This window comes from Mesorhizobium subarcticum, from assembly GCF_055456085.1.
Genome location: NZ_CM144237.1, coordinates 5,392,484 through 5,413,176, shown reverse-complemented (window position 1 = coordinate 5,413,176; position 20,693 = coordinate 5,392,484). Strand labels below are relative to the sequence as shown.

The following is a 20,693-nucleotide window of genomic DNA, read 5'->3' as shown; positions in this document are numbered from 1 at the left end:
CAACGGTCAATTCGTGTCTATCCTTTTCAGGAATCCGGCCGAGGCGACAACCATGACCTCCCCGGCAATAAGCTTCTTCATCGAAGATGCACGCTCCGTGTCGATAGAGGCGGCAGTGAAAATCCTGGGGCTCAAATTCAACCGGACCGGCGTCGACCACCCGCAACCTTGCCCGCATTGCGGCGGCACCGACACGTTCGCTTTCAACACGCGCAAGCAGAATTGGAACTGCCGAACAGGTGGTGCAGGCGGCAACGACGCCATTGGCATGGCGGCGCATTGCTTGGGGCTCGATGTCCATCGGCGCGACGGATTCCTTGAGGCTTGCTCGATCGTGCTCGCCCGGCCTGTGCCGGACCAAGGCGAGAGCAACGAGGTGCGCACAGCGCTTCTGGAGCGGATTGGGCAGCGCCGCCTGCTCAACCATGCCGAAGCCAGCGCGAAAGCGGAGAGGCAGGCTGGCTTCCGCGAACGCGAACGGGCGAGAGCGCTGGCGATATATGACGCCGCCGCACCGGTTGGTCGCTACGGCCGCACGGTTGCTGACTATCTCGAGGCGCGCGGCTGCGGCCGCATCAGTGGGTCGCGGTGGCTGCGCCATGCATCCGCACTGCCTTACTGGCATGGCCAGGATGGCGACGGCCGGCCACGGGAACTGCATCGCGGACCGGCCATGGTCGCGCCATTCATCGGGCCGGACCTCGTCACCATCGGCTCCCACATGACCTGGCTCGACCTGACGCGGGCACCAAAATACCGGCCGCTTCTCGTCGACCCGCCGACCGGCGATTTGCTGCCTACCAAGAAGATGCGCGGCTCGAAGAAGGGCGGTCTCATCCCGCTTTTCGGCGATCCGCGCGCGGCGCGATGGGTCGGCGGCGAGGGCATCGAGAACGGTGCCGCCTTCGCGGCCTGGGAAGGCTGGCGCGGCGACACCTTCTATTTCGCCGCCGGCGATCTCGGCAATCTCGCCGGTCCGGCCGATGCCTCGTCGCGCTTCGCGCACCCGACGCTAAGCAGGGTAGACAGCAAGGGCGTGGCCCGGCCGGTCATGGTGGCTGGGCCATTGCCGAAGGCCGACCGGGAGCGCGACGACGCCATGTGGGTGGCCGAGCATGTCGGCGAACTCGTGTTGTTGGCCGACGGTGATTCCGAGCGCGTGATGACGGCCGCTGCCATGGCGCGCGCCCGGGCGAGGCACGCCAGGCCGGGGCGCGTCATCCCGATCGTCTGGCCGCGCGACGGCTGCGACTTTGCCGGCATGGCGGCAGGGACGAGGTTTGAGTGACCAGGAAACAGAACGCCATGCCGCCGGAGGTCGCGGCACTGCTCGATGAAGCGACGCGCCAGGCGCAGGCGGCCGGCTTGCCCCGCACCCCGCCTGACGACGCTGTCGACGAGCCGCAGGATGGCGAACCGCGCCGTGGCGGCAAGGTCGATCTCGACATAGTCCGCGTCTGTGCGTCGCTCGATCATTCCGACACCGACAATGCGGAACGCCTGCTGGCGCATTTCGGCGAGGATCTGCTGGTGCGGGCGCAATCGAAAGCGCGCAGGGCGGCCTTCGCGGTGTGGACCGGCACGCATTGGGACATCGAGACCGGAGAGACGCGCGCTTTGGCCATCGCCCAGAATGTCGGCGGGCGGATAGCGCTGGAGGTCGACTATATCGAGCCGACGCCGGCCGAACGGCTAGCCATCGAGCGCGGCACCGAGGCGCTGAAAGTGCCGGAAGAGGAACGCACGCCGGCACAGAGGAAGCTTGCCAAGGTCGCAGAAGCCTCGCACGCCAATGTCGCCAGGCGCGTCAGCCGCCGCATGACGCACGCGGTGTCCTCCAAGAACAAGGGGCGGCTGGAAGCGATGCTTGCCTGCGCCGCGCCACATATCCAGCGCGGCCCCGACGAGTTCAACGCCGACCCGCTGAAGGTCGCGCTTGCTTCGCACACGCTTTGCTTTCGGCGCACGACGAGGCGGATCCGCAATCCCGCTTTCGACGATCCAGACGATTGCCGCGAGGACCTGCCCGAGTTTCTGCAGGTGGCGGACGCCGAACTCAAGATCGTCGACGGCCATCGCCGCCAGGACATGATCACCCAGCGTGTGCCCGTCGAGTATGACCCCAAAGCGAAATGTCCGAAATGGGACGAGTTCCTGCGCGACAAGCTGCCGATCGACGATGTGCGCCGCATGGTCCAAGTCGCCTCGGGGCTGGGGCTGGTCGGCATCACCGTCCAGAAGCTGTTTTTCCATTACGGCAAGGGGGCGAACGGCAAGTCGGTCTACATGGAGACGCTCTGCCGCCTGCTGGGCGAGGCGGCGGTGACGCTGCCATCGGAATCCTTCATCGGCGAGGGCAAGGCCGGCGGCGCCGCCAACCCCGACATGGCGCGGCTCTATGGCCGCCGCTTCCTGCGCGTCAAGGAACTGCCCGAGGGAGAGGACCTTCGCGAGAACCTGGTCAAGGATCTGACCGGCGGCGAGCATTTCACCGTGCGCGACCTGTTCGAGGGCTACTTCGATTTCAAGCCGGTGTTTACCGGCCACATGTCGGGCAATGGCTATCCGAAGATCACCGGCACCGACAACGGCATCTGGCGCCGCATGGCCGTCATCCATTGGTCGAAGATCATCGCCGAGGCCGACCAGCGCGAGTTCGAGGCGGTGATTGCCGAGTTCGTGCCGGAATATCCGGGCATCCTCAACTGGCTGGTCGAGGGGGTGATGATCTTCCTGCGCGAAGGCCTGGTCATTCCCGATGCGGTGCGGCTGAAGACGCAGGAATACCGCGACGAGATGGACCGCACCTCGGCCTTCTGCGCGCGCTGCGTCGTTGGCGATCCCGCGGGCGAGCTGACCGCCAAGCAATTCTACCAGGCCTATGTCGACTTCACCGTCGATGAAGGCGGCAGGCCGATTTCGCTGACCGCCTTCGGGCTGATCATGAAGAAGAAATACGACCGCGTGGATGGGCGCATCGTCGTCTATCGCGGCCTGCGGCTGGTCGATGTGCCGGCGACGCGACAGACCCTGGACCTGGAAAGCCAGTTCCGATGAGCCCCGCAACCCCGCTTTGGGCGCTGGCTGGGCCGCCGACTGGCACGACAGTCGCGGCAGTTGGCGACAGTCCGCGACAGTCTGAGAAGTGCGGATATACAAATGAAATCAGATGCTTGCGGGAGTTCGCACCAGTTTTCGGATGCGTTGACGGGGACGATGGGGCAGGGGCCGGGGAGGCATCTGGCATTCGCCCGGCAAGAACTGTCGCAACTCCCGCGCCGTCCAGCCAAGCCACGGGAATCCCTTAACAAAGCTCACTTTCAGACTGTCGCTTAAACTCTCGCAACCATCGAAAACTATCGCAGGGACAAGGATGAAAACGGTAACGATTGAAGAGCTGTTGACCTGGGCCTTCGTCCACGAATTGCCGAAGGGCGGCGGTGTGGACGGGCTGGACAATCCGAACTCGGCCTGGCGGACGCTGCAGACATCGTCATGGGGCAAGATCCTGAGTTTTGGCGAACTCGGCGCGTTGATCGATCGCGGCGCCAGGGATTATGACAATTACTGGATCGAGCAGGGCGAGCCGCATGACGATGCGGTGCTGGTTGGCCGCGCCGTGGCTGGGCTGGCGCAGTGCGATGTGGTCGTGCCTGAGGGCTGGAACGCTTTGGCGGATTGGCCCGACACCGAAGGCCTAGCGCAGGCGGCGGTCGATCGGGCCGTCGAGCGTTACAAAGCGAGGCCACGGCATCTGCGCGCCGAGGGCGTCGTCAGCACGGTCGTCGGCACCGCCATTCTCGGCCGCGAGCCGGATTATCAGGCGGAGCCCTCGAAGGTCAGGACGGTGGAACGGGGCGGCAGGCCGGCATGGTTCGTCCTGCAGCGGATACGCCATGAGGACGGCAAGACCTATGATCTCGAAGTCGACGGTTACAATGTCCGTTCCGGGCGGCCGATGAGCGGCGCCTATCGCAAGCATGAACTCTCGGCCGACCCTGCGGGTGACATCCTCGGCCGCCTCGACTACCAGATATGGGTGGCCGCGCTGCGCCGGCTGGAGCAGGAGATCGTCACCCAGCTGACCGGTCACAGCTTGGTCTTCTCGGACAGGTCGATGACGCCTTGGCTGGACAGCGACAAGCCGGGCGTGAGCGTCATCGATGGGGCGACGGAGTACCCCTGGAAAAAAACTGGCTTCGCGCGTTGACGCGCGGCGGAAACTTGACCTACACCTGAACACGGTAAATCAGATCACAGCCCGCCCGGCCGGCCGAGGCGGGTTTTTTGTTGGAACGAGCGGATGGCAATCGAGCTTCACGCCGACGCATCCGACTTCGCCCATCTGGCGCGCGGCATTGCCCGACTGCCGGAAGAGATCAAGGTCAAGGCCGCCAGCCGCGCGTTGCGGCGCATCATGCAAATGGCGCGCACGCGCATCGTCAAACGTTCAGCCGAACGGGTCGACCTGACACAGGCGCGGGTGCGGGCGCTGACTACCGTCCACATGAACGCCGGCGGCAACAGCGCCGACGTGGTCATGCGGTCGAACTGGATCGCACTGTTCAAACTTGGCGCGACACAAACCGCCAAGGGTGTGCGGGTGCGGATGCGCGGATCATATCGATCGGCGTTCATAGCCTCGATGGCTAGCGGCCACGAGGGTGTGTTCAAGCGACAGGGCAAGGCGCGTCTGCCAATACGCGAGCTGTTCGGCCCAAACCCTGCCCACGACATCACGGACAATCCCGATGTATTCCTGCAGGTCCTGGCCGTGCTTATCGAGGAGCGCCTGTTGCCTCGATATCTGCACGAGGTCGAGAACCTCCTGCCTCGCTGACCCGAAGCGTCCCCCCAGGCTTAGGGACCGTACCAGCAACCGTCTCACTTGCGGGCCCGGGGGACCCCCGAATTCCGCTAGTCGGACCATCGAAAAAGTCGGGTTGTCAGAGTTGTCAGCGGCCTAAAGGAAGTTGTCTGGATGCCGTCTGAAGAGATCGTGATGGCGACGCCGGCCGAGGTGGCCGCTCGTGATGGCGTGACTAAGCAGGCTGTGACGAAGCTGGTCCGGCGGCTTTTCGAGGAGCACTGGTTACCTGTCGAGCGCGACGGCCGGGACCGCATCACGCGGTTTTCGCTGGCGCACTACGACCACTATCGTGGCGAGTTCGCCAGCTCCGAGAAAGTGGCGGCCGCGCGCAAGGATGCGCCCTCGGCATCGCCGGCCAACTCCAGCACGTCGCGCGATGAAGCGCTTCGGCAGGAAGCCTGGCTCAAGGTCGGGCGCGAAAAGCTGCGCCGGCAGGAGCATGTGGGCCAGTTGGTCCGCGCCGATCGCATGCGCGAGGCCCTGACTGTCTGTGGCCGCGAGATCCAGTCGAGCATCGCGCGCCTTCAAAACAAGGCTGACGACATGGCGCTGGCGGTGTCGCGGGAGGGCTCGCACGGGCTGCGCGTCCTGCTGCGGAACATCGCTTTCGACCTGAACACCGAGATCGCCGACAAGCTGCGCGCCATCGTCGAGCATGCCGCCGAACTCGATGAAGTGCTCGAGGACGACGAGCTTTGAGCATCCATGTTGACGCCGGCCATCCAGGCGCGCTGCGCCTCGCCGGCATGGCCCTGGCCGATGCCATCAGACCACGCCCGCCGGCGCGCTTCCGCCACTGGCTGCCGAAGAACATCGTCCTGATCGACGGCCCGAAGAAAGGGGAACTCTGGGCGCTTGACGATGCGCCCTACCTTGGCGACATCGCCGACTGCCTGAGCATCGAACACCAGTGCAACCTGGTTACGGTGCGCAAGTCACAGCAGACCGGCGTGACGATCCTGGCGCTGGCCTGGTCGCTCTATATCGCCGACACCGCACCGGACAACACGATCTACGGCCTGCCTTCGATCGACTTCCTGCGCGACATGAACAGCCAGAAGCTGCAGCCGACGATCGAGGCGTGGCAGACCGAGACCGGCAAGCGGGTGATTTTCCCGGCTGTCGATCGCTCGGGCGCCGGCTCGACCATGTACGAGAAGCGGTTCGCGGGCGGATCGCTGATGCTGGCCAACGCCAATGTTGCGACGGACCTGTCGGGCAAGACAACACGATATGGCGTCAAGGACGAGGTCTCCAAATGGCAGACCCATATCAATGGCGACGATCCCGAAACGCTTTTCTTCGGCCGCTTCACGGCGTTCCGGCGGACAAAGTCTTTCAAGATATTCGAACTCTCGACGCCCGAAATTGATACCGGCGACGAGCTGGGGGATGCGCCAGGCCATTGCCGGATCGACCGATCCTTCCGGCGTTCGGATCAGCGCTTCTGGAACATCGCCTGTGTCGAGTGCGGGCACTGGTTCAAACAGGTCTATGAGGGCTTCCACCTCGACAGGCTACATCCGCACAAGAGCTTTTATGCCTGCCCCGATTGCGGGCACATCGTCAGTGAGGCCGAACGCGTCGTGGGTGTGAGAGCCGGGCGCTATGTCGCCACCGCCGAAGGACCGGACCGACACCCCGGCTTCCACGTCGACGCCTTCGATTCGCTCATGATGAGCTACGAAGCGATTGCCGAGGATGTCCTCAACCACACCAAGGCCGGCGGCCTCGGAGAAAAGGGCATCTTCAACCTGGTGCTCGGGTTGCCCGCCAAGGTGAAGGGCAACGCGCCGGAATACGAAAGGCTGATGGAGCGGCGCGAGCCTTTCGCGGAAATGAAAATCCCTGCCGACGGGCTGATCGTGGTCGGGGGTGCCGACGTCCAGCACAATGGAATATGGGCGCTGGTCATTGCCTTCGGCGAAGATCGGCAGAGCTGGGTTCTGGGCGTCCGTTTCTTCGAAGGCGCAACCGACAATGCCGCCGGTGGCGCATGGACGCAGCTCGATGCGTTCTTTGCCAAGCCGCTCGAAGACGCCTTCGGCAATATGCGGCGGATCGAGGCGCTCGCGGTTGACGGCGGCGACGGCGGCCGCACCAACTAGGTGCTGGAATGGTGTCGCCGCCGTGCCAACGCTTACGCCGTCAAGGGCGTCGGCGGGCGGGGCATCCCGGCCATCAGCGTGCCGGCGAAGAAGTCGGTCACCAAGCGCGGCAAACGCAAGCGCTTCGGCAGCGCCATGTTGTGGCCGGTCGGCACCTGGGGCTTGAAGGCCGAGCTTTTTGCCAACCTTCACAAGCTGGGGCTGCGCTCCGGCGAACCGTCCGATCCGTCGGGCTACGTGCATTTCGGCGAGTTCCTGCCGAAGGAATATTTCCTGCAGCTCACGGCCGAGGCTTTCGTCGCCGAGGTGGTGCGCGGGAAATTCCAGGAGGAATGGAAGCGCCTGCGGCGGGAAAATCACTGCCTGGACGCGCAGGTCTACGCCATGGCCATGGCCGAAATGCTCGGCCTGTCGACCAAGAGAGCGGACGATTGGGCGGACCTGCGCAAGCTTCTCCAACCGACTTCGGAACCGGATTTGCTTGATGCGCTGAGAGCAGCGCCAGCCACAACGGCCCCACCTGCGCCGGCGGAAGCACCGTCAGACCAGGCGTCGAAGGCCCGTCAACAGAAGTGGAAGAAGCGGTAATGACCGACAAGCCTCGCGTCCGGGTGAAGGCCGGCTCTGCGATCGCGCCGAGCCGGCCAGCGCCACAGGCCTCATACCTGCGCGACACGCGATCGAGGATCCTGTCGACACGCGGCGGCGGTATGCGCGACCATCGCGACGAGGTGCGCATCGCCTGGCGGCGTGCCGCAGGCCTTGCCATGGACATCATCCAGAATTCGGGCCGTTTGCGCGGCGCGGTGGATCAGGTCATCGCCGATACGGTCGGGGTCGAGCTTCTCCTCAACCCGATGCCCGATCTGTCCGGCCTGGGCTACGACCGCAAGGAAACGGACGACTTCATCAAGCTTCTGAAAACCGAGTGGAAGCACTGGGCTTGGAACGCCCGCGAATGCGACCTCAAGGGCAAGTTCACCGCCCCGCAGATGGTCGACATCGCGCTGCGCCACGATGTCGTGTACGGAGAGGCGCTGGCACTGATGGACTATATGTCCATCGCCGAGCGCCGCCGCTATGGCATCGCGTCCGGCACCAAGATGTGCCTGACCACGCCGACCGCTCTGGTGCAGGATACCAGCGAGTTCGAAGGGCTCTATCAGGGCGTCGTTCATGACGCGAATGGCCGGCCGGTCGCCTATCGCCTCTGCGAGAAGGAGACTGGCATTCAGGTCAAGCGCGATCATCTCGCCTATGACGCGCAGGGCCGGCAGATGGTCGCCCATGTCTTCGACCCGATGGACAGCAATGATGTACGCGGCATTTCACGGCTCGTCGCGGCGTTCCGCGATTACCTTCAGTGGGAAGTCCTTGTCGACACGACGATCCAGGCCAGCATCCTGCAGACCGTCTTCGCCCAGACGCTGACCAGCGAGAAGCCAACGGCCGAGGCCTTCGAGGCGCTGGAAGCCCTCGGCGAGGGGGCGGGTGACAAGGAGCTGCGCTCGCAGTACCGCGACTACTTTCTCGCTGTCATGGACAAGGCGGCGGAAAGCGAAATCTCGGTCGGCAGCGATCCGAAGATCTCTCACCTGGCCCCGGGTGAAAAACTCGACCTGATGTCGACAGGCATTCCCGGTCCGCAATTCCTGCCGGTGTCCAACGAGCTGCAGCGGGGCATGGCTCGAGCCATCGGCATCAGTGTCGCCAGCTACACCATGAATTACGAGGGCGCGACCTACTCGTCGACGCGCATGGAGGGTGCTTCCCTGCACCCGGTGGTCACCCGCCGGCGCGATCGCATCGCCTCGCCGATCTGCCAGATCGCTTACGAGCATCGTGTCGACGAGCTGATCGGCACGAGGCGCATACATTTCAAGGGCGGCTACGAGGCCTTCGCGGCGAACAGGGACAAGGTCCTCTGGGCCACCTGGCAAGGACCGGCCAAGGCCACCGCCGACGACCAGAAGAGCGCCAAGGCGGCGACCGAGCGGCTGCTCAACGGCACTTCTACGCCGGACATGGAATGCGCCGAGATCGGCGTCGACGCGGAGGAAGTCTTCGAGCGCCGGCTCTTCTGGCACAAGCGCTATCTCGCGGAAGGCATGCCGTCCCCGTTCGATCGCAATCCGGGGGCAGGAGCCCCGAAGGACGACCTGATCCCGGCCGAAAAGCCAGCGAGCAAGAAGGAAAACGCTTGATGGCCAACCAGGTCAAGATTGCCGGCGTCGAGGTCGACGCCGAGGATCCCTGCGCGCTCTATCAGGCGCTTTATGCGGCGAAGCTGAAGCTGCTCGCCGGAGAACGGGTCGAGGAGACCGAGGTTCGCTCGCCCGTAACGCACCAGCGTATTCGGGTTTCGGTGGCGAGCATGGCCGCTCTCGATTCCGAACTGATGCGCCTTGCCGAGGCCTGTTCGGCCAAGACCACCGGCCATCGTTCGCGCTACGCCAAGCGTATGCGTTTCACGGGGGGCGACAGATGCCTGTAGCGCTCGACCGCATCTGCGGCCAGGTCTTCGACCAGCCGCTGCTCTACCACCCGCGAAAGGCCGAGACTGTCGCCCGACTGCTTGGCCCTCGCCTCACCGGCTATCCCGTGTCCATCGTCAATGGCGAAGGCATGGTCGATCATACAGGCTTCGGCAATGGTCGCCCCTCGGCTGGCGTCATCGGCGATCGGCTCGGCACCGCCTATGATCGCAACAACCTGTCGCCCTTCTACGTGGTTGACAACGTTGCGATCATCCCGATCGAAGGCACGCTGGTCTACAAGGGCGCCTTCGTCGGCTCGTCTTCCGGCGAGACCTCTTACCAGGGCCTGCAGACGCAGATTGCCCGTGCGAAGAAGCGGACCGATATCAAGGGCGTCGTCTTCGAGGTCGACAGCTTTGGCGGACAGGGCAACGGCGCATTCGACACAGCGGATGCGATCCGTGATCTGTCGAAAGCCAAGCCGACCATCTCGATCCTGACCGATTTCGCGTACTCGTCAGGCTTTCTGCTCGCCAGCCAGGCGCGCCAGGTGGTCATGCCGGAGTTCGGCGGCGCCGGTTCGATCGGTGTCGTCATGCTGCATGCCGACTTCAGCGGAAACCTCGGTCGGGAGGGGATCAAGGTCACCATGATCCACGCCGGGAAGCACAAGGTCGACGGCAATCCCTACCAGCCGCTGCCCGACGAGCTCGCCGCGCGCTGGCTTGCCGAGTGTGAGGTGATGCGCGACCGCTTCGCAGCGACTGTCGCGGCCGGTCGTGGCAAGCGCTTCTCGAAGGCGGCGGCGCTGAAGACCGAGGCCGAATGCTTCAATGCCGGCGACGCGCTGCGCCTCGGCCTGGTCGACGCCGTCGGCAACAGCCACGAGGCGTTTTCCGCCTTCATCTCGGAAGTCAACCGAAAGGACTGAACCATGTCGAGCTTGCTCGCGACGGTGGGCGCGGCGATGCGCGCGCCGCTGGACGAAGATTCCCCGAGCCAAGGGGATAAGCCGGAGGCGAAGGCCTCCACTCAGAGCCCAACGGGCGAAAAGGAGACCGGAATGTCTGGAACTCAGACGCCCGCCGCGGCGGGCACCATCACCCAGGCCGATCATGACGCCGCCCTCATGTCGGCCGAGACCAAGGGTAATGCCGCCGGCGTGGCCGCTGCAAGCACTCGCCTTTCAGCCGCACTCGGCGCCGAAGGCGTCAAGGGCGACGGCGTTCGCATGGCCGCTGCCCTCGACCTGGCGAGCAAGTCGCCCGCCATGTCCGGCGAGGATGTCGCCGCCTTCGTCGTTGCCAATGTCGCCGCGTCGAAACCGGCAACCGGCGCCAATGCAACGGACTACGAAAACTCTCGGCTCGCAGGCCTCGCTCAGCCGGGGGCGCCCAAGACCGAAGGCGCCGCTGCATCTGCCGGCTGGAAGAAGGCGGCCGAAAGCATCAACAGGCGCAACGGCTGACCCGCCGGTCGCGCACCCAATCCCTCCATTCGTTGAAAGGCTGAAGCCATGACGACTTTTACCGAAGGCCGGCACGCCGGCGAGTTCCTGCTCAGCGAGGCGAATTTCCATCGCTCGCGTGAGAACGCCAGCATCGCCTTTTCGCAGACACTCCTCGCCGGCACCGTGCTTGCCAAGATCGCTGTTGTCGCGGGCGTTGTCGCAACTGCCGCTGCGGACGCTGGCGACACGGCTGGTTCCGGAGCGCTGACGCTCGCCAATCCCGCCGTGTCATCGAGGGTCAAGGACGGGGTTTACGTCATCACCTGCACCGAGCCGGCAGCCAATGGCGGCACGTTCGAGGTCTTCGACCCCTCGGGCAGGTCGATCGGCAAGGCGACCGTCGGCCAGGCGTTCAACAAGGAGATCAAGTTCACGATCGCCGACGCGACCGATTTCGTCGCCGGCGACCGGTTCACTGTCACCGTCGAGGCTGACGCCGAGGACCTCCAGTATGTCGCCCTCAACCCGGCCGGCACCGACGGATCGGAAGTGGCCGCCGCCATCGCGATCTACGGCGTGACCACGCCGGCAGACGCGACCGCCGCCATCGCGATCATCGCCCGCGACGCCGAGGTCAACGGTCACCAGATCGAGTGGCCGGTTGGCATTACTGCAGGGCAAAAGGCCGACGCCGCCCAGGCGCTCCAGGCGCGCGGCATCATCATCCGCAACTGACGGTTCGGCGGGTAACCGCCGGCCAGTTCTTGAGCCCGCGGCACGCCGCGCCATCATCGCTCCTGCCAGGCAGGATTTCCAAGGAAACGCAAATGGACAACATTCTCGACATCTTCAAAAACGATGCGTTCAGCTGCACCTCGCTGACCGACTTCGTCAATGACCTGAAATACCGGCCCGGCCGCATCGGCGAGATGGGGCTGTTTTCGACAAACCCGGTCAACACGACTTCGATCGCCATCGAACGCGTCGGCGATATCCTGCAGCTGGTCAAGCCGTCGCCCCGCGGCGGGCCTGGCGAAACGCGCGACATGCCCAAGCGCAAGATGACAAACTTCCAGGTGCCGCACTTCCAGCGTGACTGGGCCGTCTATGCCGACCAGGTGCAGGGCGTCCGCGCCAAGGGCACTTCGGACCAGCTTGCAACGGTGCAGCAGGTGGTCGGCGACGTGATCTCGGCCAACATGTCCGATTTCGACTTGACCGAAGAACACGCCCGCCTGGGCGCGGTCACCGGCATCATCACCTATGCCGATGGCACGACCCTCAATCTGTTCACCGAGTTCGGCATCAACCAGGTCGCCGAAGTCGATTTCGACCTCGACAATGCTAATCCTGTCGACGGTGCGCTTCGTCTTGCCTGCACCAAGGTCATCAGGGCGGAGAAGAAGGCCCTTGGCGGCGTGCCTTTTGCCTCCGTGCACGCTTTCGTCGGCGACACTTTCTTCGACCAGCTGCTGTCCCACAAGGAAGTCCGCGACACCTACAAGGGTTGGACGGATGCGCAGATCCTGCGCGATTCCTTTGTCGGCAAGAACCGCTCCTCCAACCCGATCTTCGAGTTCGGCGACATCGTCTGGGAAAACTATGGTGAGATCGATGGCGAGGGTGTCGGCATCGCCGCCACAAAGGCCCGCTTCTTCCCGGTCGGCGTGGCGAACCTGTTCAAGACGTATTTTGCGCCGGCTGATTACATCGAGACCGTCAACACCATGGGCGAGCGCCTCTATGCAAAGCAGTTCCCGATGCCCAACGACAAGGGCATCAATGGCGAGCTGCAGATGAATGCGCTCCAGCTCTGCACCCGGCCCGGCGCGCTGATGGGCGCCCGCAACACCTGACGTCAGCGTCCCTGCTGAAACTCCAGCCGCCGGGTTCTTCGGCGGCTGTGCCTTATAGGAAGCGGACCATGGTCGATTGGGAAAGCGCGCTCACCGCCCTGGAGGGCTCGATCGCGGATACCTTCGACACGAAGAGCTTCCATGTTTACCCGACCGCAAAGGGCCAGAGCGTCAATTCAAATCGCGTCAGCGATCCCGATCGCCCCGGCTTCGATTTCGATGGCTCCATTCATCTTGGTCCGGCTGCTCTTGTGCCAGGCTTTTCGCACCCGCCGACATTGATGACCGATCGTGACCGTGTTCGCGAAATGCCGAGCCATGAGGCCGTCATCACCGCTTTGTCGACGGATTGGCCGCATCCGATCAGGGTCGACGACATCGTCGGCCTGGGCGATGCCCGCTATATCGTCGCTGCCATCCCCGACGATGGCGGCCGCCGCAAGGCCATCTTCGTCAACCGGACAAAGGCTACCCTGTGACGATCGCTGCCGAGACGACCCGCCTGGCTGCGGTCGAGAGCCTTTCGCCGACCGGCGCCACTGCTTTCCCGACGCTTGCTCGCGAGCGCGTCTTCGACAGCCGCCGGCCGTCGCTCGATATCCTCGCCCCCGGCAAGGAATACACGCCGGTCCTGTCGCTCTTCACGCGCAAGTCGGAATCGGCGCGCCGCGGCGCCGGGCAGGGGAGTGTTCAGCGCAACGGCCGAACCATCCTAGAAGTGGTTGCCGAACTGGCGGTCGCTTCGAAGGACGAAGACGGCGCTTTCGTCGACGCTATGGCGGGAACGGACCCGAAAGCGCGGATCGTGCTCGCGGCCCTTTGCGCGCAGGTGCGCTTCACGCTGACCGCCGGGCCAACCGGCGCGCTGTTTCGCAAGGCGGTCATCGCGGTCGAGAGCATCGACGAGGAGGGCTTTGCCGTGCCGGAGTTGGGTCTGCGCTGGCAGCGTACAACGATGCTGTTCGACTGCCTGATACCGGACGACGAATTCACACCCTCCGGCGGCCTGCCGCAACCCGCCGCCGGGATCGCCGCAATGCTGCCCGACAATTCCTACGCCAAGGCAACACTCCTCGGCATGGCGGCGCAGTTCGGAGCCGCCGAACCGCTGCCGGTGGTCGACACCTTCGCCTTCGAGACCAGACGCAACGGCTTATCCGGCCAGGCAGGACCGTCCGCTGCCGTCGCGCCGCCCTTCGCCGATATTCCAGACGAGGATCAACCATGACCAATCTCGTTCACGCCCGGCTCGCCGATGCCTCGCATCGCATGCCGCATCCCTTCCGCCCCAACACCGATTTCCCGGCCGAGGGCCAGACCATCGATCGCGAAGATCCCGTCTGGCTGCAGTTGGTCAATGACGGTTCGTTGGTGGTTGAAGAGCCGATCCGGGCGAAGCCCGCAAGCCCGACCGGGCGTCGCGCCTGATGGCGCGCCCCGCCGGAGCCGCAGGCCGCGAAGCGGCCGGTGTGCGGCGTGAGGCATAACCAAAGAGGAGACATCCATGTCGATCCAGTTCAACAACATCCCCGGCGCTGGCCTGGTCGCGCCGCTGTTCGCGTTCGAAGTGACGTCGGGCGGCAGCTATCAATCGCAGTCGCGGCTGCTGCTGGTCGGCCACAAGAACACGGGTGCGGCAATTCCCGACAACACGCCGCAGGCTGTCGGCTCGGCGCAGGAAGCGGTGGCGCTTGCCGGCGCCGGCTCGATGCTGGCCGAAATGGCCCGCGTTGCCTTCCTTAACGCCCCGGTGCAGGAAACGTGGATTGTTTCGGCCGCCGCGACTGGCACGGCGGGCGTTGACACGATCAAGGTCAACTCGGCTCCGGCCAGCGGCGGCGCCGGCGTGATCGAGATCGCCGGCGAACCCGTGCAGGTCCAGATCGCGGCCGGCGACAGCGCCAACACCGTTGCGGCGGCACTCGCCGCCGCCATCAACGGCTATTTCAACAGCCTGACCGGCGCCTCCCTGCCGGTCACCGCCACCGTCGTGACGGACACCGTGACCGTCACCGCGCGCCATGCCGGCGCTATCTTCTCCGATCTCGATTTCTTCGTGCCGTCCACGGTCAACGCCAATGCCTTTGCCGGCGCGGTGCTGACGCTCACCAACACCGTGGTGCCGACCGGCGATCCCGACCTGTCCAGCGCACTGGCATCCCTTGGCGACGATCCCTATGACTGGATCGTGTCGCCCTTCGCCGACGCTACGAACATCGGCCGCTATGCCGCGTTGCTGAATGACACGTCCGGGCGCTGGGCTTACAGCCGCCAGGTCTACGGCCACGTCTTCGCGCCGTCGACTGGGTCGACCTCGGCGCTCACCACGCTCGGCCTGTCGCTCAATGATCGTCACCTGACCATCCTGCCGCGCATCGCCTCGGCCGGAAACGCCACACCGGCCTGGCTGTGGGCAACTGGCCTCGTCGCCCGTATCGTGCCCTGGCTGTCCGACGGCGTTACCGGCAACGTGTCGCGCAACCAGACCGGCCTGGTGGTCGAGGGCGTCAAGGCGCAGCGCAACCGCTCGACCGTGCCGACCTATGCCGGCCGCAACACGCTGCTGCGCTCTGGCGTTTCGAGCTTCCTGATCACCAGGGACGGCCGCGTGGCGATCGACAAGATCATCACCACCTACCAGAAGGACGCCAACGCGCAGCCCGACGAGACGTTTCGCGATATCCAGGCCATAGGCCAGCTGGTCGCCATCCTGCGCTTCTTCCGCGCGCAGCTCTCCTATGAGCACGGCCAGAAGGCGCTTGCCGACGAGAACCCCGGCGGCTTGGGATCGCTGTCGACGCCGAAGTCGATCAAGGCGACGCTGGTCCATGCCGCCGACACGCTGGAGCTTCAGGGCGTGCTCGAGAACGCGCGGGGTTTCGCCGATCGCCTGATCGTCCAGCGCAACACCGAGAATGCCAACCGCGTCGACATCATGGCCCCGATCGATCGCGTCAACGCGCTCGACGTGATCGCCGCCAACGCGCAGCTCTATAGTCAGTATCGCGCCATAGGCTAATTGTATCTCGATCCAAATGAGGAATTATTCATCACGGCGATCGGGTTTGTGGTCAGCTAACAGATAATTTCGCTCAATCCACCTATACAACTGATAAATGCTTGGACCTGGAGAACGAAAGTCGTCACGTATGGTAGTTATCTCTTTTATTCCGGACGTATCCATCGCTGTAATGCGGCCGTCTGCTTCCGAAAAAATTACATACTTCGACAATATTCTGTATATCTGTACGCGTCTTATTGATTTATCCTCCAGTTTTATTATATATGTTGGCGAAAATTTAGAGGACAATGTCTGAAAGTCACTCATTCCAGTGACAAAAGCGGTTATTATAAACCAAATTGATACGTGAAAGGCATAATATGAACGATATTTATTAACAATATTACTGCTAAAAGCCCAAGTTGTGACTCGGAAATAAATATATAAAAGAATTAGCATAGCTGCGATTGGCCGAGCATCAGTAAAAAGACATATTAATGTTAATAGTTTTGCTATGTAAGTGAATGATATCCAGGCTATTCTCAAATAGCGTTTTTCGTACGCCTTAAATGCGACATCAAATGTCGATGAAACAAGAGGTGGTATTTTACGGTCAGGTCGCCTGCTTGGATCAATTAACAGATTAATCGCGATGCCGACCAATGCAAACGGGACAATGCTGAGAGAAATAGATATCACGTCTGATAACGTATATAAGGTAAGAAACTTCAGATCAAAAAAGCAAAAAAACCCAAGCTCTCGAGATATTGATATAGCAATACTAAAAGCAGATACTATAGCAATAAAGGAAGGTGCGTCGTTGATATTTATATTCAAGCGGCCTTCCTCAAATTCAGCCACCGTTCCGCCCCCAAGCCAATATTCTCTGGGCAATTCAATAGCCCCAATTGGCAGGCATGCGCTAGTTGGTCGGGCATCAATTCGCTCACTAATTTCTAACGTGCAGAATCTGTCACATATCTAACCCTTCCGTCGCCTACGGGCGTTTTTTAAAGGAAAGACCGATGCAGAATTTCGGTGGCGAGATGACGTTCGCGATGTCGACAGGAGACCGCATCGTGGTGCGCGGGGCTGCAACGGTGAAGCCGTCCAACCTCAATTTTACCGGTGCGGCCAACCAGGACGGATCAGTCTACCGCACGGCCGAGCCGACCGGCTACGGCTTCGAACTGACCTTCGAAGACATGTCCGCGGACGACTGGAACAGCCTCATGCGTGCATCAGGGTTCAATGTCACGTTGAACGAGACGTTCAATGGCGCGCAGCACCTGTGGACGGAAGCCGCGTTCACCGGCCAGCCCTCGATCAATCGCGCGACCGGTGAGGTGTCCGGCGTCGCCGGGATCGCGCGGGCCTACAAGAAGATCTGATCGGGCGAAGCCCGCAAGGCCGACCGGCCGTCGCGCTCGATGGCGCGCCCGCCGGAGCCGCAGACCGCGCAGCGGTCGGTGCGCGGCGTGAGGCAAGGAGGAAAAAATGCCCGACAAGATCGTCCCGCTGTCGAAGCGCTATGAGGCGCACGACCAGATCTTCGACAGCGTCACCGTGCGCGAGCCGCGTTTCGAAGATCTGCTGGCCCTCGGCGAGCCCTATGAAGTCCAGAAGGCGGCCGGCAACAACGTGGTCATCGAGAACACGGCAACCGTCGCGGCCTATGTCAGGCGCTGCGTCGTGTCGCCTGATATTGGGCAGCTTGGCGTGCTCGGCCTTGCCGACGCGCGGCTTGTCCGCGAGGCGGTGATCGATTTTTTTATGCCATCCGCGCCAGCGGCCGGCAGCTAGACGAGATCATCGGCATCCAGGCCGATGACTTGATCTTCTACTTCGGCTGGCAGCCGGATGTCGTGTTGCCGCTGACCTTTTCCGAGATCGGCATGCTGCACCATCGCGGCATCGAATTCCTGAAACGAAGGCCAAGAAAATGAGCAACCGGACGATCGAGGCCATCCTGCGCCTGTCGGCGAAGCTTGGTCCAACGGCCGCGTTCGGCCAGCTTTCTGGCAAGCTCAACCAGGTCAACCAGAAGGCGCTGGCGTTCAACAAGACGCAGGGGCTGATGGCCCGCAACAGCGCGCTCGCGGCCTACGCCGTTCGCGGGCTTCTCGCCTACGGCGTCGTGCGCGGCACCTCGGCGCTTGTCACCAATTTCGCCAGCGCCGAACGCCGCCTGAACCGCATCGCCATCAATGCCGATGCCGGCAAGGACAAACTTGCCGAAATGTTCCGAACCGTCGACCGTGCGGCACTCGACTATTCGACGACGCAGGACAGCGTCACCGATGGCCTGGAAACACTGGTTGCCGCCGGCCGCAATCTTGACGATGCCTTGTCTTTCCTTCCGGCCGTGACAGCGACCGCGCAGGCGGCCGGCGCGGAAATCACCGACATCGCCACCACGGCCAATTCCATCGGCACGAACTTCGGCATTGCCGGCGGCCAGATGCAGCGCGCCTTCGACATCCTCGTCACCTCGGGCAAGCAGGGCAAGTTCGAGCTGAAGGATATGGCGCAGTATATCCCGAGCTTGGCGCCGGCTTTCGCCGCGCTCGGCTACAAGGGCGAGAAGGGCCTCGGCCGGCTGGCGTCGGCGTTGCAGACCATCCGCATCCGTGAAGGCGATGCATCCGAGGCTGCGACCGACCTGCAGAACGTCTTGCAGAAAATGGAAAGCCAGGAAACGGTCAAGAACTTCGCCAAATTCCACATCAATCTGCCGGAGGAACTGGCCAGGGCCCGCAAGGAAGGCAAGGATCTGCTCGACGTGATGATCGAGCTGACCGAGAAGGCGACCAAGGGCGACCTGTCGAAGATCCCGCGCCTTTTCACCGATCTCCAGGTCCAGAAGGGCATGCGCGCCTTGGTCCAGGGCAAGGACGCGTTTCACCAATTCGTCGCCGACCTCGATAATGTCGACGGTTCGACATTGCGCGACCTCGGCAAGATCCTCGATGACAACCAGTCGAAGATCGACCGCATGGGGGCGTCGTGGGAGCGTTTTACGCGTTCCGTGGGATCCAGCGTCGCCCCTGCCGCGACCGGCGCCATGGACTTCGTCAGTTCCAACATGGACAAGGCGCAGTTCATCAATGCGCAGCTGGACAAGGAAGGGATGAGCTTCTGGGAAAAGCGCATGTGGTGGCTGCGCAACGGCTTCGACAACCAGGACCAGGGCATGATGGCATTCAAGGCCGGCTGGCGTTCCCCGGAAGGCCTGCTAGCCGCCAAAGGGCCGATGAGCGCCAGCCCGGAATTGCCGTCGCGCCGGCAGGACCAGGCCAGCGCCATTCCCGTCCCGTCGCCGCGCCCGGTCGCGCCAAGCATGGCCGAACAATACCAGCTCTACGGAAGGGGCCATGCTGCCGCGGTGCGCAACGGGGCGTTCAGGCAGAAGGATGACCGCTCGATCGTTGCCATGACGGCCCCGAACGCACAGGAGATTGCCGCAAATGCCGCGGCGGCGGGTGCATTGAAACGAGCGGGGGTCGAGACGGCGTCGTCGATTTCCGATGGCGGCAAGCAAGCCGGCGACAGTATCAAGGAAGGCGCCGACAGCTTGTCGTCAGTCGCTGGCGAACTGAAGAGTGCCCTCGTCGCGGGCGCCAACAGTCTCGCGGCAGCCGCGCGCAGTGCCGCCGCTGACCTTTCACGGCCGATCGGCTCGCTCAAGCCGGTTCGTGCTGACACCGGCCGTTCCGATGCAGGCCGTGCCATGGGACCACGCTGATGCGCGACTGGTTGAAGGCCTTCCGTCCGGCATCCTTCCGGGGCGTGCCGTTCTTCGTCGAGGTCGAGAACGCCGAGGGCGGCCGGCGCGTTGCCGTCTCGCCGATCGCCTATTCCGACCTTCATGTCACCGAGGATATGGGCGGCGATGTCAGGCGTTTCAGCCTGTCGGCCTATGTCGCCAGCGATCTCGCCGATGCGGCTGCGCGCAACTTCACCGCCGCGCTCAATACGCCAGGCGCCGCGACCCTTGTCCTGCCGATGTCTGGGCCGGTCCTGGTGCGCGTGCCGCGCTGGAGCCTGTCGCGCGAGCGCGGCCGCGCCGGCTTTGTCGGCTTCGAAATCGACTTCGTCGCCGCCGGCCTCCCGTCTCTGCCGTTCGCGGCAGTGCCGGGCGCACTGGCCATCGCGTCGTTGATCTCGGCTGGCGCAGCACTTGTATCCGACGCCGCCGCATTCCGAATGCGCGATACCGCGACCGGGCAGGCCGCACCTTCGGCCCTGGCTATCGCGACCGCTGCCGGCAAGCTGTCATCCGTGGCAAGCGCCGCGGCTCTGCCGGATGCGAAGCAATCCGAAGTCGGCGATGCGATTGCCACGATAAACCGCTTGTCGAGCGAGCCTGTGGCGCAGGCGGCGGCCATTGCATCGGCCATCGTCTCGACCTGTGGGACGATTGCCGATGTCGGCGATCCCGCCCCCACGGTAGAGGCGTTCGCCCTGGCGGCCGTCCCCGCCGGTTCGGATGTCTTCGATCTGGCGGCGGCGGCGGCCTTTGCGGCCGGCTTCTGCCAGACGCTCGCGGCCGGCGACTATCTATCGCGCCAGGACGCCCGCCGCGCGCGCGACCGCATCGCGCCCGTGGTCGATCCGGTTCTTGACGCGCTCTCTGGCGGTCTCGACGTGTCGGTCAACGAATGGCTTTCCGACATCGCTGCCACCGCTGCATCCGACCTGAGCGCCACGGCGGCCAACCGCGCCCCGTTGGTCAACGTCCAGACGGAAATATCCCTGCCGGCGACGGCGCTTGCCTACGCGCTTTACGGCGATGCGGGCAGGGCGGGCGAACTGGTCTCGCGCAACAGCGTTGCAACGCCGGCCGCCATGCCGGTCCTGTTCGAGGCCATTGCGCCTTGACGAACAGATATGACTTTCATGAAATCTCGCGCAACCAGCCAACTCGATCC

The 20,693-nt window shown here is 63.6% G+C and carries 20 protein-coding genes and 1 pseudogene; 20 read left to right on the top strand and 1 reads right to left on the bottom strand.

The features are described 5' to 3' along the window. The first annotated feature begins 52 nt into the window (after positions 1-52). From ACZYHG_RS26570 to ACZYHG_RS26495, 16 genes and pseudogenes are all read left to right on the top strand, one after another. Positions 53-1,288 carry a DUF7146 domain-containing protein gene (locus ACZYHG_RS26570; RefSeq protein ID WP_464611079.1) on the top strand — a complete coding sequence of 412 codons (1,236 nt, stop codon included), beginning with the start codon at positions 53-55 and terminating at the stop codon, positions 1,286-1,288. Then, positions 1,285-3,057, top strand: coding sequence for a DNA primase family protein (locus ACZYHG_RS26565; RefSeq protein ID WP_464611078.1), 1,773 nt, complete (start codon positions 1,285-1,287; stop codon positions 3,055-3,057). The genes ACZYHG_RS26570 and ACZYHG_RS26565 overlap by 4 nt, the downstream gene beginning before the upstream one ends. 316 nt (positions 3,058-3,373) lie before the next feature. Continuing rightward, the gene (locus tag ACZYHG_RS26560; RefSeq protein ID WP_464611077.1) at positions 3,374-4,210 is read left to right on the top strand and encodes a hypothetical protein; all 837 of its coding nucleotides are present in this window, start codon (positions 3,374-3,376) and stop codon (positions 4,208-4,210) included. Positions 4,211-4,303: 93 nt separating this feature from the next. Then, a complete protein-coding gene (locus ACZYHG_RS26555; RefSeq protein ID WP_464611076.1) occupies positions 4,304-4,840 on the top strand; it encodes a hypothetical protein in 537 nt (178 codons plus the stop codon). Positions 4,841-4,981: 141 nt separating this feature from the next. Then, the gene (locus ACZYHG_RS26550; protein WP_464611075.1) at positions 4,982-5,569 is read left to right on the top strand and encodes a hypothetical protein; all 588 of its coding nucleotides are present in this window, start codon (positions 4,982-4,984) and stop codon (positions 5,567-5,569) included. Between the two features lie 47 nt (positions 5,570-5,616). Then, positions 5,617-7,566 (top strand): annotated as a pseudogene (locus ACZYHG_RS26545) (terminase gpA endonuclease subunit). Continuing rightward, entirely contained in the window at positions 7,566-9,182 is a 1,617-nt protein-coding gene (locus ACZYHG_RS26540; protein ID WP_464611074.1) for a phage portal protein, read from the top strand. The pseudogene ACZYHG_RS26545 and the gene ACZYHG_RS26540 overlap by 1 nt, the downstream one beginning before the upstream one ends. After that, positions 9,182-9,472 (top strand): hypothetical protein, encoded by a 291-nt coding sequence (locus tag ACZYHG_RS26535; RefSeq protein ID WP_464611073.1) that lies wholly within the window; start codon positions 9,182-9,184, stop codon positions 9,470-9,472. Before ACZYHG_RS26540 ends, ACZYHG_RS26535 begins: the two co-directional genes overlap by 1 nt. Continuing rightward, entirely contained in the window at positions 9,463-10,386 is a 924-nt protein-coding gene (locus tag ACZYHG_RS26530; protein ID WP_464611072.1) for a S49 family peptidase, read from the top strand. Before ACZYHG_RS26535 ends, ACZYHG_RS26530 begins: the two co-directional genes overlap by 10 nt. A 132-nt stretch (positions 10,387-10,518) precedes the next feature. Continuing rightward, positions 10,519-10,923, top strand: a complete 405-nt coding sequence (locus tag ACZYHG_RS26525) for a hypothetical protein (RefSeq protein WP_464611071.1) — start codon at positions 10,519-10,521, stop codon at positions 10,921-10,923. 48 nt (positions 10,924-10,971) lie between these two features. Then, entirely contained in the window at positions 10,972-11,640 is a 669-nt protein-coding gene (locus tag ACZYHG_RS26520) for a head decoration protein (RefSeq protein ID WP_464611070.1), read from the top strand. Between the two features lie 92 nt (positions 11,641-11,732). Then, complete coding sequence (locus ACZYHG_RS26515; protein ID WP_464611069.1) at positions 11,733-12,761, top strand: major capsid protein; 1,029 nt, start codon at positions 11,733-11,735, stop codon at positions 12,759-12,761. A 68-nt stretch (positions 12,762-12,829) separates the two neighbouring features. Further along, positions 12,830-13,240 (top strand): hypothetical protein, encoded by a 411-nt coding sequence (locus tag ACZYHG_RS26510; protein WP_464611068.1) that lies wholly within the window; start codon positions 12,830-12,832, stop codon positions 13,238-13,240. After that, positions 13,237-13,989 (top strand): hypothetical protein, encoded by a 753-nt coding sequence (locus tag ACZYHG_RS26505; RefSeq protein ID WP_464611067.1) that lies wholly within the window; start codon positions 13,237-13,239, stop codon positions 13,987-13,989. The genes ACZYHG_RS26510 and ACZYHG_RS26505 overlap by 4 nt, the downstream gene beginning before the upstream one ends. Next, positions 13,986-14,189 carry a hypothetical protein gene (locus tag ACZYHG_RS26500; RefSeq protein ID WP_464611066.1) on the top strand — a complete coding sequence of 68 codons (204 nt, stop codon included), beginning with the start codon at positions 13,986-13,988 and terminating at the stop codon, positions 14,187-14,189. The genes ACZYHG_RS26505 and ACZYHG_RS26500 overlap by 4 nt, the downstream gene beginning before the upstream one ends. Before the next feature lie 76 nt (positions 14,190-14,265). Next, positions 14,266-15,780, top strand: coding sequence for a phage tail sheath subtilisin-like domain-containing protein (locus ACZYHG_RS26495; RefSeq protein WP_464611065.1), 1,515 nt, complete (start codon positions 14,266-14,268; stop codon positions 15,778-15,780). Positions 15,781-15,804: 24 nt separating this feature from the next. Here the strand turns inward: ACZYHG_RS26495 and ACZYHG_RS26490 are convergent, their stop codons facing one another. Continuing rightward, positions 15,805-16,656 (bottom strand): hypothetical protein, encoded by an 852-nt coding sequence (locus tag ACZYHG_RS26490; RefSeq protein WP_464611064.1) that lies wholly within the window; start codon positions 16,654-16,656, stop codon positions 15,805-15,807. A 131-nt stretch (positions 16,657-16,787) separates the two neighbouring features. Between ACZYHG_RS26490 and ACZYHG_RS26485 the strand changes: the two genes are divergently transcribed. The 4 genes from ACZYHG_RS26485 (at position 16,788) to ACZYHG_RS26470 (ending at position 20,643) form a co-directional block, all read left to right on the top strand. Further along, the gene (locus ACZYHG_RS26485) at positions 16,788-17,153 is read left to right on the top strand and encodes a phage tail tube protein (RefSeq protein WP_464611063.1); all 366 of its coding nucleotides are present in this window, start codon (positions 16,788-16,790) and stop codon (positions 17,151-17,153) included. A gap of 106 nt (positions 17,154-17,259) precedes the next feature. After that, a complete protein-coding gene (locus ACZYHG_RS26480; protein ID WP_464611062.1) occupies positions 17,260-17,565 on the top strand; it encodes a hypothetical protein in 306 nt (101 codons plus the stop codon). A gap of 139 nt (positions 17,566-17,704) precedes the next feature. After that, the gene (locus ACZYHG_RS26475; RefSeq protein ID WP_464611061.1) at positions 17,705-19,507 is read left to right on the top strand and encodes a phage tail tape measure protein; all 1,803 of its coding nucleotides are present in this window, start codon (positions 17,705-17,707) and stop codon (positions 19,505-19,507) included. Continuing rightward, positions 19,507-20,643, top strand: coding sequence for a DNA circularization N-terminal domain-containing protein (locus tag ACZYHG_RS26470; RefSeq protein WP_464611060.1), 1,137 nt, complete (start codon positions 19,507-19,509; stop codon positions 20,641-20,643). Before ACZYHG_RS26475 ends, ACZYHG_RS26470 begins: the two co-directional genes overlap by 1 nt. Positions 20,644-20,693 lie beyond the last annotated feature (50 nt).

Excerpts from the sequence above, each read along its gene's own strand:
- ACZYHG_RS26570 (WP_464611079.1), top strand. The coding sequence starts at position 53 with ATGACCTCCCCGGCAATAAGCTTCTTCATCGAAGATGCACGCTCCGTG.
- ACZYHG_RS26560 (WP_464611077.1), top strand. The coding sequence starts at position 3,374 with ATGAAAACGGTAACGATTGAAGAGCTGTTGACCTGGGCCTTCGTCCAC.
- ACZYHG_RS26555 (WP_464611076.1), top strand. The coding sequence starts at position 4,304 with ATGGCAATCGAGCTTCACGCCGACGCATCCGACTTCGCCCATCTGGCG.
- ACZYHG_RS26550 (WP_464611075.1), top strand. The coding sequence starts at position 4,982 with ATGCCGTCTGAAGAGATCGTGATGGCGACGCCGGCCGAGGTGGCCGCT.
- ACZYHG_RS26540 (WP_464611074.1), top strand. The coding sequence starts at position 7,566 with ATGACCGACAAGCCTCGCGTCCGGGTGAAGGCCGGCTCTGCGATCGCG.
- ACZYHG_RS26535 (WP_464611073.1), top strand. The coding sequence starts at position 9,182 with ATGGCCAACCAGGTCAAGATTGCCGGCGTCGAGGTCGACGCCGAGGAT.
- ACZYHG_RS26530 (WP_464611072.1), top strand. The coding sequence starts at position 9,463 with ATGCCTGTAGCGCTCGACCGCATCTGCGGCCAGGTCTTCGACCAGCCG.
- ACZYHG_RS26525 (WP_464611071.1), top strand. The coding sequence starts at position 10,519 with ATGTCTGGAACTCAGACGCCCGCCGCGGCGGGCACCATCACCCAGGCC.
- ACZYHG_RS26520 (WP_464611070.1), top strand. The coding sequence starts at position 10,972 with ATGACGACTTTTACCGAAGGCCGGCACGCCGGCGAGTTCCTGCTCAGC.
- ACZYHG_RS26515 (WP_464611069.1), top strand. The coding sequence starts at position 11,733 with ATGGACAACATTCTCGACATCTTCAAAAACGATGCGTTCAGCTGCACC.
- ACZYHG_RS26510 (WP_464611068.1), top strand. The coding sequence starts at position 12,830 with ATGGTCGATTGGGAAAGCGCGCTCACCGCCCTGGAGGGCTCGATCGCG.
- ACZYHG_RS26500 (WP_464611066.1), top strand. The coding sequence starts at position 13,986 with ATGACCAATCTCGTTCACGCCCGGCTCGCCGATGCCTCGCATCGCATG.
- ACZYHG_RS26495 (WP_464611065.1), top strand. The coding sequence starts at position 14,266 with ATGTCGATCCAGTTCAACAACATCCCCGGCGCTGGCCTGGTCGCGCCG.
- ACZYHG_RS26485 (WP_464611063.1), top strand. The coding sequence starts at position 16,788 with ATGCAGAATTTCGGTGGCGAGATGACGTTCGCGATGTCGACAGGAGAC.
- ACZYHG_RS26480 (WP_464611062.1), top strand. The coding sequence starts at position 17,260 with ATGCCCGACAAGATCGTCCCGCTGTCGAAGCGCTATGAGGCGCACGAC.
- ACZYHG_RS26475 (WP_464611061.1), top strand. The coding sequence starts at position 17,705 with ATGAGCAACCGGACGATCGAGGCCATCCTGCGCCTGTCGGCGAAGCTT.
- ACZYHG_RS26470 (WP_464611060.1), top strand. The coding sequence starts at position 19,507 with ATGCGCGACTGGTTGAAGGCCTTCCGTCCGGCATCCTTCCGGGGCGTG.